This is a genomic window from Wolbachia endosymbiont (group A) of Portevinia maculata (assembly GCF_964028525.1).
Taxonomy (GTDB): domain Bacteria; phylum Pseudomonadota; class Alphaproteobacteria; order Rickettsiales; family Anaplasmataceae; genus Wolbachia.
On record NZ_OZ034786.1, the window covers coordinates 1,195,639 to 1,211,626 of the forward strand.

18 protein-coding genes are annotated in these 15,988 nt (G+C 35.8%); 2 read left to right on the top strand and 16 right to left on the bottom strand.

Translation table 11 applies throughout. From position 1 onward, the window contains the following. Window position 1: 1 nt before the first annotated feature. The 16 genes from ABWU36_RS05925 to ABWU36_RS06000 form a co-directional block, all read right to left on the bottom strand. Complete coding sequence (locus ABWU36_RS05925; protein ID WP_253303343.1) at window positions 2–256, bottom strand: PAAR domain-containing protein; 255 nt, start codon at window positions 254–256, stop codon at window positions 2–4. Further along, the gene (locus ABWU36_RS05930; RefSeq protein WP_065095149.1) at window positions 257–721 is read right to left on the bottom strand and encodes a phage baseplate assembly protein V; all 465 of its coding nucleotides are present in this window, start codon (window positions 719–721) and stop codon (window positions 257–259) included. Beyond that, window positions 708–1,187 (bottom strand): hypothetical protein, encoded by a 480-nt coding sequence (locus tag ABWU36_RS05935; protein ID WP_264687795.1) that lies wholly within the window; start codon window positions 1,185–1,187, stop codon window positions 708–710. Before ABWU36_RS05935 ends, ABWU36_RS05930 begins: the two co-directional genes overlap by 14 nt. Before the next feature lie 9 nt (window positions 1,188–1,196). Next, window positions 1,197–1,688, bottom strand: coding sequence for a phage tail protein (locus tag ABWU36_RS05940; protein WP_353272981.1), 492 nt, complete (start codon window positions 1,686–1,688; stop codon window positions 1,197–1,199). A 1-nt stretch (window position 1,689) separates the two neighbouring features. Further along, window positions 1,690–1,995 carry a hypothetical protein gene (locus ABWU36_RS05945; protein ID WP_264707177.1) on the bottom strand — a complete coding sequence of 102 codons (306 nt, stop codon included), beginning with the start codon at window positions 1,993–1,995 and terminating at the stop codon, window positions 1,690–1,692. A 113-nt stretch (window positions 1,996–2,108) separates the two neighbouring features. Further along, entirely contained in the window at window positions 2,109–3,050 is a 942-nt protein-coding gene (locus tag ABWU36_RS05950) for an IS110 family transposase (RefSeq protein WP_114517251.1), read from the bottom strand. A gap of 206 nt (window positions 3,051–3,256) precedes the next feature. After that, window positions 3,257–4,261 carry a major capsid protein gene (locus ABWU36_RS05955; protein WP_353273134.1) on the bottom strand — a complete coding sequence of 335 codons (1,005 nt, stop codon included), beginning with the start codon at window positions 4,259–4,261 and terminating at the stop codon, window positions 3,257–3,259. A gap of 24 nt (window positions 4,262–4,285) precedes the next feature. Beyond that, entirely contained in the window at window positions 4,286–4,654 is a 369-nt protein-coding gene (locus tag ABWU36_RS05960; protein WP_353273135.1) for a head decoration protein, read from the bottom strand. A gap of 46 nt (window positions 4,655–4,700) precedes the next feature. Continuing rightward, window positions 4,701–5,762: a S49 family peptidase gene (locus ABWU36_RS05965; RefSeq protein WP_353273136.1), complete on the bottom strand. Its 1,062-nt coding sequence runs from the start codon at window positions 5,760–5,762 to the stop codon at window positions 4,701–4,703. After that, window positions 5,749–7,167, bottom strand: a complete 1,419-nt coding sequence (locus tag ABWU36_RS05970; protein WP_353273137.1) for a phage portal protein — start codon at window positions 7,165–7,167, stop codon at window positions 5,749–5,751. Before ABWU36_RS05970 ends, ABWU36_RS05965 begins: the two co-directional genes overlap by 14 nt. Further along, a complete protein-coding gene (locus ABWU36_RS05975) occupies window positions 7,168–7,392 on the bottom strand; it encodes a gpW family head-tail joining protein (RefSeq protein ID WP_353273138.1) in 225 nt (74 codons plus the stop codon). Then, window positions 7,385–9,211, bottom strand: a complete 1,827-nt coding sequence (locus tag ABWU36_RS05980) for a phage terminase large subunit family protein (RefSeq protein WP_353273139.1) — start codon at window positions 9,209–9,211, stop codon at window positions 7,385–7,387. The genes ABWU36_RS05975 and ABWU36_RS05980 overlap by 8 nt, the downstream gene beginning before the upstream one ends. Beyond that, entirely contained in the window at window positions 9,208–10,683 is a 1,476-nt protein-coding gene (locus tag ABWU36_RS05985) for an ankyrin repeat domain-containing protein (protein WP_410541971.1), read from the bottom strand. Before ABWU36_RS05985 ends, ABWU36_RS05980 begins: the two co-directional genes overlap by 4 nt. 14 nt (window positions 10,684–10,697) lie before the next feature. Next, window positions 10,698–11,183 (bottom strand): hypothetical protein, encoded by a 486-nt coding sequence (locus ABWU36_RS05990; RefSeq protein ID WP_353273141.1) that lies wholly within the window; start codon window positions 11,181–11,183, stop codon window positions 10,698–10,700. Between the two features lie 22 nt (window positions 11,184–11,205). Further along, window positions 11,206–12,417, bottom strand: coding sequence for a DNA modification methylase (locus tag ABWU36_RS05995; RefSeq protein ID WP_353273142.1), 1,212 nt, complete (start codon window positions 12,415–12,417; stop codon window positions 11,206–11,208). A 112-nt stretch (window positions 12,418–12,529) separates the two neighbouring features. Beyond that, the gene (locus ABWU36_RS06000; protein ID WP_353273143.1) at window positions 12,530–12,994 is read right to left on the bottom strand and encodes a crossover junction endodeoxyribonuclease RuvC; all 465 of its coding nucleotides are present in this window, start codon (window positions 12,992–12,994) and stop codon (window positions 12,530–12,532) included. Between the two features lie 217 nt (window positions 12,995–13,211). On the opposite strand from ABWU36_RS06000, the gene ABWU36_RS06005 reads away from it, so the two are divergent. Both ABWU36_RS06005 and ABWU36_RS06010 read left to right on the top strand, forming a co-directional pair. Next, complete coding sequence (locus ABWU36_RS06005) at window positions 13,212–14,444, top strand: hypothetical protein (RefSeq protein ID WP_353273144.1); 1,233 nt, start codon at window positions 13,212–13,214, stop codon at window positions 14,442–14,444. Continuing rightward, complete coding sequence (locus tag ABWU36_RS06010; protein WP_353273145.1) at window positions 14,410–15,525, top strand: hypothetical protein; 1,116 nt, start codon at window positions 14,410–14,412, stop codon at window positions 15,523–15,525. Before ABWU36_RS06005 ends, ABWU36_RS06010 begins: the two co-directional genes overlap by 35 nt. The last annotated feature ends 463 nt before the right edge of the window (window positions 15,526–15,988 follow it).

The following is a 15,988-nucleotide window of genomic DNA, read 5'->3' on the forward strand; positions in this document are numbered from 1 at the left end:
TTTAGCCTGCAAACACGTTTTCACTGCCTTTTATTACTTTAAACCCACATGAAACTATATCTCCTACTCTTCCTATACCAAGACCATTTGAAAAAACTGTTTTTGATCCTTCAGTTAATGCTCTTCCTTCACTAAAACTGTCTCCTTGTCTGCACATTGGCTTACCATTTACAAAAACATTGTTACTCCCACTAATGCAAAAATGCGGTGTTACTTCTACACAATAATCTCCTACTCGTACAACCGATTTATTCATTTAATTAAGGTTTATTCTATCTGCTTTCAGTTTTATTTCGCTCTTCGTCATCTCTATGCTCGATTCCCCAGCTTTCAGTGTTATTTTGTCTACTACTTCAATCTCTAAATGATGCTTCTCTTTATCATATAATAATCTTGTTCCATCCTGAAACTTCACACTATTTATTTCTTTTTTATTCTCTGGTGCAGAGTATTTTTCCTGATATATTCCTCCTAATACCACTCCTAATGATAGTTCACCAAGAGGAGAAAATACCATTACTTGTTCATCGATATCTGGAGGAGACCAATCTCTATCTTTTCCTGCTTTGCTTGTTATCCATGGCAGATAATCTGTTACAATATCTCCTATTTTCACTCTTACTTTTGCTTTTTCATAATCTACTTCTTTCACCAATCCAATACGGATAATATTCGCTAATTTTCTATTTAGCTCTGAAATTGCAAAACTATGGTCTAACATGCACTTCACCTATCTCAATAACATGTGGCATTATGCCAGTTGACCATACTGATTTACCCACGCGTACCTCATGAAACCATTCAACTAGCCACACAAGATAAGCATCCAATTCTGGCCTAAATCCGTCAATTTCTGCAGATATAAATTCACCTGGTGAAATATTTTTCATATTCCAAGTATTCTTATTTACTACTCTCGCAACCTCAGCAGCTAATGTTCTAACAACTACCGAGGAATCCTCTACTGTTCCATCAACTACAATCCTCGCCTCAAATCTTGCTTTCAGCGCTAATTCTTCTGTTCCTGGATCATGTCCTTTTTCAAAGCCACTAAGTTCCACAAATACCGCTGGCGCTAATAATTCTTTTCTTATTGCTGGATAAATTTCACATGTCTGTATAGCCGGTATTTCTTCCTTCAGTGTGCTGCAAATTGCTTGATGTAAATCTTTCCAGAACTTTGTCATGCATATAATTTAACTCATGTAATGTATAAAATATTTTTCAAATACCTTTTCAACTTCATAATTAACAAGATTCCCTATTATCCTTGAAGCCTCAGGTTTCAGTGGCAACTTAACTTCCTTTATTGGCAATGCTGCCCTTCCTTCACGTTTAAAAATACCGCTATTTCCTTTTGGCATAACTGCTGCAAATCCTCCTATAAACTCATGCTTTCCTACTTTCGATCCTCTTCTTGTTTTTTGTATTTTGCCAATTGTCGATGCTCTAATGTCATAGAGATTTGCTCTAATTAACACTTCTAATCTGCTAGTTTTCGCCTTAAAAATTCTTAATCTCTTTCTTATCAAACTTAATTTTACCTTCTTTTCCTCACTGATTTCCTTAGCTGCTTGCGCTTTTAACCATAGTGCTGTTTTGTTTAATGCTCTCACTATTGCTAATTCTATTTTTTTTCTTTTAGCATTTACACTTTCTATTACCTCAACTTCTATATGCACAGACATTTTACACCCCAGATGCTTCGATTCTCCAGATCATTCCAGACTTATCCCTAAGTGGTGGCGTGTGTATTTTGTATCTTCGATCACCTATAACAAAAACATCTCCTACTATTGGCTTTAACACATCAAACGCACTTACTTCTAACGCTAAAGTTTCTCCTACAAATTGTCCTTCACCAATCTCGTATAATTTATCTGGCTGTTGCTTTAATACCTGTACCATATATGACTTATCCTTTGATTTATACAAAGCCACTTCTCCTAAATGGGCAAAACAATCTTTAAATAATCTCTTTATATTTTCCTGCATACCATTTTTTCTAAAAGTCTTTACATATTATTTTAAACATATTGCATATCTTATATTTTTATGGTATATTTTAAAGGTCATAAATAGAGTTTTCTATGTGGGGACCTACCGTCTTAAGCATCAAGATAAAAATTGTTGTTTTTTATCATGGCATTTAAACAAACGACGATTTTTCTCATCACAGCAACTAATGCAACCTTAGTGGCTTTACCAGAGTCAACCAAACGCTGGTAAAGTGCTTTCATTTTCCTATTATGACGAATAGCAACCACGGCAGACATGTATAATGCTTTTCGAGCATAAAATCTGCCACCTATGATTTGAGCTTTACTCACTTTCCTTCCGCTTTCATTGGTTTTTGGTGCAACTCCAATTAGACAAGCTATTTCCTTATTATCTAGCCTGCCAAGCTCAGGTACCTCTATGAGTAGGATACTTGCTATTTTTCGTCCAACACCTTTATAGCTAGTTAGCAGTTTGCTTTTTTCCTTCAAATCAGGGTCAGAGTTTATTATACCTTCTATATCCTGTCTAATTTGCTCTAATTGTTTTTTGGCAAATTCTACCTGTTTTTCTATATATTCCCTAGCTTTCCCTGTAACCTTATGTAAACGACACATATTTGCGTGAACATCGTCGTTTAGGTTGCGCTCAACTGCCCTTAATTCTTTTAGTTCTTCTTGCTTTTGTGAAACTATGCATTCTACTACCTCATCATTTTTCGTGATAAATTCGGCATACTTTTCTAGCAATTTTGCATCTAATTTGTCTGTTTTTGCAAAGTGGTTGCAGGCTTTTGCGAACGCATATACCCGGTTTGGGTGAGCTCTATGAACAGCTATGTTATGTTCTCGCAACAATTTTATGACAAGTTTTTCGTAACCGCCTGTTGATTCTACTGCACATAACTTAACAAATATATTGTTAGTCATTCTTGATCTTATAAACTCAGATATAGCCCTTTCTGCATTCTCTATACGCTGATGTTTATTGTCGATTGAGATATCAAGTGTTTTTTTTGAAACATCAATACCCATAAAAACTATTCTAGCCATTTTTATACCTATAAATATAATCAAATAATAACGTAAATGCTATACAGGGTTGTAATTCGATCTTTTAGATCCTTCTACCGTTCGTACTACATTATTTTAAGCTAGGAGTGTACTAAGGTCCCTACGATTTTTACCAATCAACCCAGTTGACAGTATCACTCCTTGCTTGTCATAGTCTTGCGACTTTGATTTAATATACAACCCTACTATGTTGTTACTATTTTCGCTAAAACGGCCGGACGATGGCACATTGGCAGAGGGTTTGACTGCGTATGCAAATCAGTCCCTCTATCAAATCTTCTTGGCTCTTGTTTTGCATATAGTGGCTGTCCAAGGGTATTTACTGTCTCATTAAAGTCTGCTGGTGCAAAATATGTTGTAAATGTGCTCGCTGTTCCTAGTGGAAAACAATGCCCTGTATCTTTCTCAATAAATCTTCTAACCGTTCCTTCAGGATCAGTTGCTTGCCCTCTATATTCCTCAAATGTGATTCCGCAGAACGTAAATCCTGACCTCATATCGTTCCTTAGCGCTGCTCCTTCTTGCCATCTTTCATATGCTTCTTTCACTTTACTATGCGAAGTTAATGCATCAAAAAACTCAGGGCTTACCAAGGCATGAATTCCGGTCATATATTCACCACTTAGATTATCTTCTATATGCCGGAGTACTTCCAGACACTTACGCTTGACATCTGTTGTTGCTGTTCCTAGTGCAAAATTTACTACTTTTGGCGTGATTTCAAATTCGTTGTACAGATTTAATAATTCTGACCCGTCAGCATCAAGAATAATTCCCTTCAGCGCTCCCATTCGTAAATGCTCTAATGTTATTGCGTGTTTGTTTCTCATTAGCTGTAAATGGTCAGTTATTACGTCTGCCAGCGCTTTCAGTTCACTTTCTGATCCAAATGCCCTTATTCCCTGTACTTCCTCTGATAACACTACATCATCATGTGGAATATGTGGAATCGTAAATGTTCTTACCTTTCTTTTGCCGCGTTTTCCTACTGTTGCTGGTGCTCCTGGCACTTGTGTTGGTAGTAGACTTAAAACTCCGTTGTGTTCTTCTATGGTAATATGTCTAAATCTTACTGACCTACTTGGAAACAAGTTTAAATTTTCAACACGTCCATAATTTATCGGCAATATATTTATCGCATTTGTTAGCGCCGTCATGCTAAATGCTGTATTTGTAAATGGATTTTGCATTCTTTTTCTCCTTATTAATTTTAGTTAAACTCCCTTGCGGATAATGATCCCTCGTGCTTCAAGTTGCTTTATTGCTGCAGCTTTCTGTTCTTCAGTGATATTTGCTGGCCACACAACTGCATGGTCTGCTAGTATTCCACCACGAGTAATAATTACTCCTTTAGTATTTTCCTTTGCATTTACATCGCTTGTTATTACACCTATCGCCGTTTGTGTACCATCTGTTGCAGTTGGGTTTACAATCTTAATTAGATCATCTTCATCACGACCAACAACCGTACCAAGTTTAAGATTTTGCCCTTTTGCCACTGTTATTTGGTCTCTTGAATATAGATTTGAAACTTCGTATTTCAGAAGATCCCCAAGGTTATTTTGTTCTGTTATAGTACTCATTTTGCTTTTCTCCTTTATTTTCTACTTTTGTTATACTACGAATATTCTAAATGCCAGATTGTGCACGACTTCTTGCTACCTGCATCATTAAATCTTCTGACGAATTCTGTGGTAATGTGCTTAAAATTTCAGTCTTCATTGTTCGTTCTGCAAGTATCGACATTAATATTTCTTGTGCTTGTTTGCTGCTAACATTCTGCTCTATAAATTCTCCTATTTTCTCTGGCATTCGTGATAAGTTGCATAAACGTATTAATTCAAGAACTTCAGCATGATAACTGTCATTCTTGATTTTATTAGTTAAATTATCAGTTTCTAGGTCAGTTGTAGTTTGTTCATTCATAGTAATACTCCTGTTTTTATTAATAGATGAAAGAATTGTCATTCCGTCTGCAAGGCCTATTTCTACTGCTTTCTCCCCAAAATATAGCCCTGCCTCTGTTGATCGAATCTTTTCAATTGAAAGACCTCTGTTCCTTGCTATCAGCTGCACAAACATTTCATATAGTCGGTCTACTTCTTTTTGTAAGCTTTCCAGACTTTCAGACGTCATTGGCTCATGTGGATTTAAATCATTTTTTCTACTTCCTGCAAATACTGTTGTATATTTTACTCCCTGTTTTTCGTCAAACCCACTTTGATCTATATGACTTGCAATTACCCCTATGCTTCCTACTCCTGAGGTTCTGCTCACAAATACCTTTTCAGCGCTAGAGGCTATAGCGTACGCAGCAGAATATGCATCATCATTTGCTATCGCTATTATCCTCTTTTTTGCTCTTGATTCATAAATAAAGTCAGCTAGGTCAAATATACCGTTTACCTCTCCTCCGGGACTATCTATGTCCAGTAAAATAGTCTCTATACTACTATCTGCTAATTCTTGCTTTACTTGCGCTTCTATTTGCTCATATGATGTCATTCCCAGAAAGACGTCAAAAGCTCCTGGTTTTTTAGTCAGAATTCCATGAATTGGTATAATTGCAGTTCTTTCTACGTTACTTTTTATAGAGTGCTTTATGTTTTTAAACATGGGATGTTTTTGATTGTAAAGCGATAGTAGTTCAAAACTTTTTGGTTCAAGCATTAATGGTTTACTTAGAAACATTGTTTCCCCCGACATCAGAATCAAATATTAAATTGAGACTATTGGCGCGTTTATTATCTTCTGCTATTTCTTGGTCAATTTCTTCTACATCGTAACCCATTTCTGATACTACTTCTGCTCGACTTTTGAAGCCATTTCTTACTGCCATTTGTTGTGCTTGCTGGTCTTTTAAAGGATCCACCCAATCAAATCCCTGTGGTATCCATTTTACTTCTTCTTTCGCTGCTTTTACTACTTTTTCATCTATACTCAGTTCTCCACAAAGTACTGCTAACTCTAGCCATCTATTCCAAATAGGCCGACAAAACTGGAATACTATCACGTTATGCTGTAACATTGCGCACCTTCTGCGAAACTCTATCAACCCTGCCCGAATGGATGAATAATTAACGCTTGTTAAATCTCCTGTTAGCTGCTCATATGTTATTCCTGTGCCTATTGCTATTGCCCTCAGTTGCTGTCTCATGAATGCTTCATAACTTCCTCCAACATCTGATGGCTCTGAAAATTTTATGTCCTCTCCTGGGTCTAAAAGCTGCATTGTTCCAGGTTCCAATCCAGATAGTGCTACTCCTTGCTCACTTGCTTCACCTTCTCCCATGATATTTGCTTCTGGATCAAGTCTCGTAATAAACCCTGCAAACATCGCTGCTGTCTTTTTTCTCACTAATTCTGCATCATCATATTGATCAAGCTCATAAAGCTTTAGCAGTATATTAGAAAGCCATGGCTCCCCTCTGATTTGCCCAGGTCTTAATGGTCTATAAATATGTAAAACATCATTTGCTGGCACTCTCACTGATTCACCAAACGAGCCTTCTCCTGGATGTTCTCTAAATAAGTAATATGCCTCTCTTTGCCCAAGCCTGTTAAACTCAATCCCGTTTCTTATTACATTACCATTGGCTAGTGTTTGATTGCTCTTATTGTCCAAATGCTCTGATTCCAATACTTGAAGTTGCAATGGTACAGAAAATCCATCTTCGAGTTTACGATGTCGGAGGCGTACAAAACACTCTCCACCTTCTATCATGCTCCTACATACCAGAGCTTGTAATCCATAAAAATCACTTACTCCGTTACTATCTGCTTCATCTGTCCATCTTAGCCATAATTCTTGCACCTTCTTTCGAAATTCTCCATCTCTTGCTTTTGATTGCGGCTTTATTCCTATTCCAATAGAGTTACTTACTATTGTATCAATGATATTTGCTGCATATGGATTTTTTCTCACCATATCCCGAGAGCGGCTACGTAAGTGCCCAAGGCTCTGAGAAAGTAAATTATTTATGCTTCCTGTTTCTCCTTGCCAATACATCACTCTTCTTCCTGAGCCTGACGCATCCCATGCAGAACTTTTGATTTTTGGTTTGTTAAACAATTGCTTGAAGGTTTTTAGCAGCATTTATAAAATTCCTTTACTCGTTGAAAAAACAATTTTCCTCTTTGGGTTCATACCTGCAACTTTTAACTCAGCCTTAATTCGTTGTCTTAAATTCAATAAATCCTTTATTTGAACTTCCCCGTACCGCACAACATGATCACCATATGCAATTGATACTACTCGCTCTCCGTTTTGCAGCTTCTTTATCGCTTCTTCGACTTGAACTAAATACTCTTCGTTATACATTTTCCAACCACTTACTCTGTCTTACTTTTTTAGGTTTTTTACTTTCTATTTTTCCACTCAAACTATTCCATTTACTCTCTGGCCAACGATCAATTCCAAGTGCAATAGATGCTGCTCTCGCATAAATTCGGCAATCTAGTACTTCATTTCTTTCTCTTACCTTTTGCCACTCTTGTTTGGTATATCCTTTCACTACTTTGCTGACTAATTGCTCTGCTGTTAGCTGCTTAAAATATTCAGGTGCATACTCGGGAAAATGACAGTATCCTGCTGGCACTTTCTCTTCTTCTTTTAAAACATTAAGTAGTTGAAAAAGCTCTGACTTTAATATCGATACTCCTACTGGCCACAGCTTTATTCCTCTCTTTAGTTTTTGACCACCAACTGTTATATCTACTCTGCTTGGGCTACTCAGCGGCACTAGTGCTTTATTTACACCTTTCACTGCCATTACTCTTCCAGACCCTTGATGACTTCTCACCCAGTTATATACTTCTTGCGTTGCATACCCTGCATCAACTGCCATCATGCTTATCATGTATTCAAGCCCATTTTCACCGATAAAATGATGACTCAGAAGCTCCGAAAGTTTTCCCCATACTTCTCCTCCTCCAGTATCACCTTCAAATACTCGGTAGTCTATTGACCAACTTTCGCGGCTTTTTCCCCATGCTACAACTTCTACTTCTAAACGATCTTTTTGGACATCAACTCCTGCTGTGAGAACTACTTCGCCTTTTGGTACTGTGCCAATCTGAAAAAATTCTCTTCTGTTAAATAATTGCTTCCAGTCTGGTACTTCTCCTTTATCTACCCAAGTTTCTCCTAAAGTGGTATTTATCCAAACTTTTAGTAATTGTTCACTTTCTTTTGCATGGAGAAAATCTTCTACTGCTTGAGTCCAACTATACCAGCCAACTGGACTATAAAGACTTGAAAGATGAAATCCTTTTTTCTCACCTTTCATTGGATTAGTAGCTCTCCATTCTCCACGTTCAAGCATCTCTGTTTTTTGATGATTTTCTATCTTTTCACCACATTCTATACATATATAGTGTGCTGTATTTGGATTTTTATCTTCCCATTTTATTTGTGACCATTTTAGAACTTGATAGTAATTACAATGCGGACATGGTACAAAAAAATATCTCTTATCTGTTGCTTCAAATTCCTTCTCAATTCTGCTTATTCCATGAATCGTTGGCGTTGATACTAAAAAAATCTTTCGCCGTGCAAATGTATTGGTACGAGCTATGCTGAGTAAAACTGGATCTCCTTCTCCTCCTGAATCTCCTGGATACGCATCTATTTCATCAAGAAAGAGATATTTTACTGGCATAGATCTAAGTCCTACACTGCTATTTGCTCCAGTTATTACTACTATTCCACCTGGAAATTCCTTACTTTGCACAGTATTTCCTGAGTCTCTTGACCTTGGGTCTTTTACTTTACTTTTTAAACATGGCGTACTCTCTATTAACGGTGCAAATCTTCCTTTTGACCAACGTTTTCCCATTTCAACTGTTGGCTGCACAACTAACATTGGACCTGGTGTTTGATCGATGATATAGCCTATCCAATTGTTGCCAGCTTCTGTTCCCCCAATCTGCGCTCCTTTCATGAATACTACTTTTTCTGCAGGTGAAGATGGTGATAGTGAATCCATTATTTCTTTTAAATAAGGAGTTCTTTCTGTTCTCCATTTACCTGGCTCTGATGCTGCAGTTGCTGCTAGAACTCGATACTCATTCGCCCACTCTGATACTTTAAGCTCTGGATCTGGTTTTAAACCTTCAGAAAAAGATGTGGCGTATATCATTGTCTGCATCTACTCATAATTGGTTCTATCTCAATATTATTAACAGTAGAGTTTATTCCTCCACACTCCTCCAATTCCATAAGCATCTTTTTCTGAAATTCCTTTTCTATATATCTTTTGCTCACCTCACTTATCATTATTGCTATAACAAGCGCAAATATCCCTGTTATTGTTGCAAAAATGATTGCATTGCTTATTGTTATTGCTGTTAACCCTATATATACCGCTATTGCTACTGCACTTACTGAGGTAGAAACACAGATTACATTATTGTATTTTCTTACTTTTGCATCTCTATGCTCCATACACCTATAATAAATTGGTACAGATCTGCCTATCTCATCTGGTAATTTGATACTCTTTTCTTTAAATAAAGTTTTTAGCAATTCTAAATTATTTGACTTGATTGCTAAGTGCAGAACAGGTGTATAGTTTGCTCCTTTTTTCAGCAATAACTTTACTACATGTAAATGCCCTTTTTCTGCAGCAAGGTAAATCGGTGATAGACCCTTATTATTTGAAATATCAATATCAATTTCTTCCTTTAAAATAGATTCTACAAGCTCAACTTCTCCTTTTTGTGCAGCTAAATGGAGTAGACTATTCTTCTCAGAACCGTATTTATTACTCATCAAAGCCTTCTTTATCTCAGGTTTAGCGTAATCAAATGGTGTCTTACCATTATCATCCCTGATTAAAGGATCTATATCCTCTCGAGTTAGTAAAACCTCTATTGTTTTAAGTCTTTCAGCGTAATGTAGTGGTGTTTTGTTTTCGTAGTCTTGTAAATTAACTTGAGCATTAGGCTCCTTTATTAAGCATTTGAGAATATCAAGACATAAATCCCTTTCATCATAATTAGTATTACTTACAGCTATATGCACAGGTGACAATTTCATTGAGTTTTGTCCTATGCGCGTGCTATTTACATCTACTCCGAGCTCGAGTAATAACTTTACTATTTCCAGTTTTTTATTATTAACTGCGTAATGCATTGGTGTTTGATTTCGTGCATCAAAGACATCTATTTCAGCTTTTCCTTCTCTTATCAAGATCTTTACAACTTCTGCATGTCCTATTCCTGCTGCTAGATGTAATGGAGTATGATGCAAAGTATTTCGTACATTAACGTCAATACCTTTTCCTATCAAATACTTAACTGCATTAACTTCACCTATCATTGCAGCTAAATGAAGTAAACTATCTTGTTCTGATCCGTATTTGTTATTAATTAGCGCTTGTAATATTTCTGCTTTTTTCCCTTCTTTGGCGTAATCAAGAGATGTTTTACCTTCATTATCTTCCACAAAAGGATTAATATTCTTCTTCGTGAGTAACAAATCCACCATGCTTAATTCATCAAATTCTATAGCACAATGTAGTGGTGTCTTTCCATTTAATCCTCTAACATTAACATCTAATCCAGGTTGATTGATGAGACACTTTATTAACTCCAAACTTAGCCATTTTATATTCAAAATCTTTTTTATATTTGAAATTTAGTATTAGATAATTCTTGTAATGAGTTTGTAATCTCTTCAGTTAGCGCCATATGAATCTTTTCAGTGTCACTCAGTGATGCAAGTAGTGCTGAAACTCTATTTGGAATATTAAGCAAATTATTACGGACAACTCTTGCTACATTAAATGCTTCGCGCTTTACTTCCTCTACTGCTACAAGTTCACCAATCTCAGCTTTTGCCTTTGCCTCAAGAAGTTTACCTCGTTCCATTTCATTTTTTATTCTAGTTTTTAGCAACATCGTGGAAAGGTTACTTGTATTTTCGTTTTCTGGATTTTTCCTCCTCAGTGGCTGACTTGGATCTCTTATTGCCGCTACTGCTTCATTTGCTTGTTCTCGGTCGATCAAACCATCCTCCAACTTAACTATTCCTTTTTTTACTAAATAACAGACATATTGCTTTGATACTCCTATCTCTCTTGCCCATTCCGTCTGCGTGATTTTTTCCACTCTTTTCCTCCTTTGCTCCTTTTTACGAATTTTCTTCTTGAATTTCTGCAAAAGTTTTACCAGTACTGGCTAAAAGGGCATCTCTTCCGGTATATATTTGCCAACGTTTTATGGTTACATCTACAAATTTTGAATCTAGCTCTATTGTCCTGCAAATTCTTCCTGTTCTCTCACATGCAATCAGTGTACTTCCAGAGCCGCTAAATGGATCAAGTACGATATCTCCTGATCTACTGCTATTAACTATTGCTCTTTCCATTAGCTCTACTGGCTTCATTGTTGGATGTAATGAGTTATGTGTTGGCTTATCATAAAACCACAGATCACTTTGATTTCTACCTCCATGCCACTCACGTTTATTGCCGCTTTTCCATCCATAGAGCATTGCTTCATATTGTCTCTGATAATCAGATCTGCCTAGTGTAAAATGATTCTTTGCCCAAATGATAAATGTTGACCATTTTCCTCCCGCTTCCTCAAATGCTTTTTGCAACGTTGAAAACTCTGATGATGATGCACAGATATAAATCGCACCTTTGGTGTATGCTAAAATATGACTGCAAATATCATAGAGAAAAAGCTCATACTTTTCACCTTGATTATCGTTTAATATCTTTTTGTCTTGGCTATTACCATAATCAACGTTATATGGAGGATCACAAACAGTAATGTCTACCATTTTATCATCTAACAGCGCTTTATATGATTCAATTACAGAGCTATCACCACAATAGATTCGATGATTTCCTAAAATCCATAAATTCCCTGGTTTTGTTACTTCTACTTTTTTATCATCACCAGCTAAGTCAGAAAGATCTTCTTTTTCACCATCAAAATCATCGAGAAATCGTTGAACTTTTTCCAATTCAAATCCAGTCATTTTAAGGTCAAACTGCAGATCTTCTAGCTCTTGAATTTCCACCTTCAAAAGATCATCATCCCACTTTGCCCAGTTAGCTGATTGATTGGCAAGTAATCGAAAAGCTTTAGTTTGTGGTTCATTTAAATTATCACTTAAAACAACTGGTATACTCTCCATACCAAGTTTTCTTGCTGCTTTAAGTCTTAAATGACCATCAACCACAGTGCCATCACTTTTTGCAACTATTGGTATACGAAAGCCGAATTCCCTGATTGAAGCACACATTCTGTTGACTACATCGTCATTTTTACGCGGATTACGCTCATATTCAACTAGGTTTCGAGTAGGATAATAGTGGATTGCTAAATTCATATAATTTAAATTCTTAATAATTAAAAAGTTAATATTCAAAATATATCTGACGCTAAAGAAGGCCTGGGGTCTGACCCATCAAACCCGCCATTATGGCCGAAAGGACCCACTTTTACGGTATTTTTGATATGTTAAAATCTTTACTGAAATTCATAACGTAGAACATTAATGCCAAAGCATCGGCCTCATTATCATCTCTAGGTGAAAAACTTTTTTCACGTATCGCTTCAATAACTTCACTCTTACTTGCATTGCCTTTGCCTGTTATAAAGCGTTTTATAGTTTTAACATTAACACCTTTGTACGGCACATGATGTTCTTCACACCAAGCAGACAACACTGCAAGAAAACCACCATAGCAATGCGCTGCATCAGTTCCTAGATGTCTTCTTACTTCCTCAAAATACACTGCAGAAATGTCCTTCAAAGAATTAAGCCAATTACGAAAGTTTAAGAAGCACATACCGCCTCCACTGAAACGGCTACCATGAAAGCTTTTGCTTCCACTTTCAATTACTCCATCTGTTAGAATTGCCCAGCCCGTTTGCTTGCCAAGGTCCAGTGTTAGGATTGACATTTATATTCAGAATTTGTTTCGCTAGAGTGCTATATAATATATATTCAGGATTTGAAAAATTTTTGTCCAAAAAATCTTCTTCTTAAGCAAACTTTTTAGAAAAAACTTGGTTAAAAATCAGTAAACAGCCCTTGCATAATTATTGGTCAAGACTTTCAGATTTCTATCTTAACTATTTAAGTAGTCTATTATGTTATTATGGTGTGGTTAGTTTCTTATGAACATTTATCCAAATCGTAAATTTTGGGAAGATGATTTAGAAGTCCCTGTTAACCATTTGCTTGATCGTTTTCACAATACAAAAATACGTCAGTCTTGGATAGATTCACTTTCTGGTAAGCAATTAAATATTATTTTTCAAAACTCCTTTAAAGATAAATTAAATGCTCAACTCTTTGATGATGAAAGTTACGATAATACATCTGTACAATACAAACGTAAAGTGATTGCTAATTATTCCGATTCTCTCGTTACTTACTACTTGATTACCTGTTTTGACCGTGCAAAACTAGAAGTTACTGTCAGTGAAATTGCAAGATCTGCATTAACTACAGAACTCATGAAATCCTACCTTGTAAAAAATAATAATAAATATGATAAGAAGTCTTTGCTGTTTCTACTGTTTCATGCAGATTACAATCTTTTAAAGTCTGTCTATCACTTTGAAAAAATACAAAGAAAGAGTTTCATGTCTTTTGCCTTACAAAAAATACCAAGACGACCAAGTACTCCATTTAAAGACTTTATCTCAGAGGAAATCATACAACAAATACTGAAAGAAGATAACATTAAGAGAAATGACAGTTTCGAGAATCAACTACAAGGTTTCTTCTATCATCAGAATCGTTTATATGTGTTAATACGCAAAGCTAGCGATATAGATTTGTTGTTAAATTCAAACAAAGTCATTCATGGCCATAAGGCAGAGTGGATGATTTTGGATTTTCTACTAAATGGCACTCAGGTAGATCTTGGTGCTAGAAACATTGATCAAGCTATAGAAATAGCAAATAGCATTGCAAGTTGTTACTTTGGTTGCGAATGTATTTTTGTAGATGTGCAGGATAAAAATTTCGCGGAACAGGTGCATAAATTTATAGAAACTTGTATTAATGAATCTGATTCAAATATTCGTGTTTTTGAGTTAAAGTTTCAGTCAAATCGTTTCAATTACAGCTATACTAATATCACTTTGACTGTTGCTCCATATGATCCTATTGCACTGGAATTGCATGTTTTAAAGCCATTTGTAGGAGAAATAGTGCCATTTATAGAATCGATTAAAGTAATATTTCAAGGCAAAAAGATAGGCTTATTTTTCAAGCGAAGTAATGAGTACATAGCAATTTACTACTCTGAACATCCTCTGAATAAAAGGGAAAGAGAGGATTTTAAAGCATACATAAAACAATTTTATGGTCTTACAATCTTGCCAAGAGCAAATCTCTGATCTTCTTAATTCTGGCAGCTCTTGGATTAATCCAAATCAAAATTACATCGAAGCAGCAAGGTATTTGTCAGATCTTGAATTAATTAAGATGCAAGAGAGGTCTTACATTATCTGCTCTCGTAGACAAGATAAATTAGATTGGCCAAATATAGTTGATCCATACTGTAACAATGAGATTTTCATTGATGAGGACTTTAACGAAGCATGCGATAATATAATTTGTGAAAATTGCAACCGTGATATTTTACCTAATACCTACAAGAAGCAAAGATTTCACCGCTTATCTGCATATTTAAACCCAGAGAAATTTATGAATTGGTTTGAAGGTCAGCTAAGTAATACGCATTTCATGTGGCAAAAAGTGGAAAGAGGAGTTTATCATGCTGGTGACCAAGGTCAATTTGTAAATCTCATTGTTCTTGATTTTTGCACCAATCCAACATTCTTAACGATAGATAAGCTTAAAGCTAATCCAACTATATTAATAATACTGAGAAAAAATCCATCAAACATACCTCTTGATTTGCCCATAGTAAAAATGGTTGACCTTTTCTTTCAGCATCAGACTTTAATTGAAGTATTTCAAGAAGCAGTACAAAGAGGAGTACCAGAGTTAATACCAAATACTTCAATGCAAATTTTGCATACTTCACTTAATCTAATTGAACCTCCTAAAGAGAAGGAATTACTAGAGTTGCAATTGATAGAGGGCTCACTTTACGTAAACAATATAGAGATTCTAAATAAGAAAGCTGTAGCATGTATGAAAGTTTTTCGCATATTATTTGAACAATTTTTGCATGATTGTAAAAAAGAATTACCTCCTGAAAAACACATGTTGCTTAGCATAACTGAAATAGAAAAGCGCCTAAATCTCGATCCAGAAGCAGATCCAGAACATCACATCAGAAAACCACTAAACACAATCCAAAGAACAATAAAAACCACCTTAGCTAAAAAGTTAGGACTAAACATCGAACGTAATGATGTGATTCAAACAGTTGGTTGGCCTGGATCATCGCGTAAAGATTATGGTTACCGTATTAACCCTTTTACTGTGCTGATAAAAGTAGTTCGTTAAGTAGATTAAAGTCTCTCCGGTTCAAATCACCTATAAATAGTTTCCCATTTTACAGTTGGAGCAGGGCTAGTAGCTTTTGGTTTTATATCACCTGCAGCATAGGTGCTTTAACTGCTCTTCATATTGCCTTGCATTGACAAATTTTTTCCTTCAAAGAAGATTCACTCGTTGAGATTTCCAAACATGCAAGCCTGCTAAAAACAGTATTCACCTATTGTAGATAAGGTATGTTTTTTGTCTCTTTCAGGCTTTTGTTTTTTCTTAAGTCTTTACAGCTAAAATAAAACGTGATATAGCTGCACAAGGTTTTCTATTGAGTTAAGCTACACATGCCCCTCATTGGGTTTTTAATGTAGTTTACAAGAGTTCTTTGGGTTAAACCTATATTTGGGTCCACCAAGTGGTATAATTACTTTAAAAAGCATTAAAAATAGGAATTAAAAAAATAGACTGTTATCAAGAT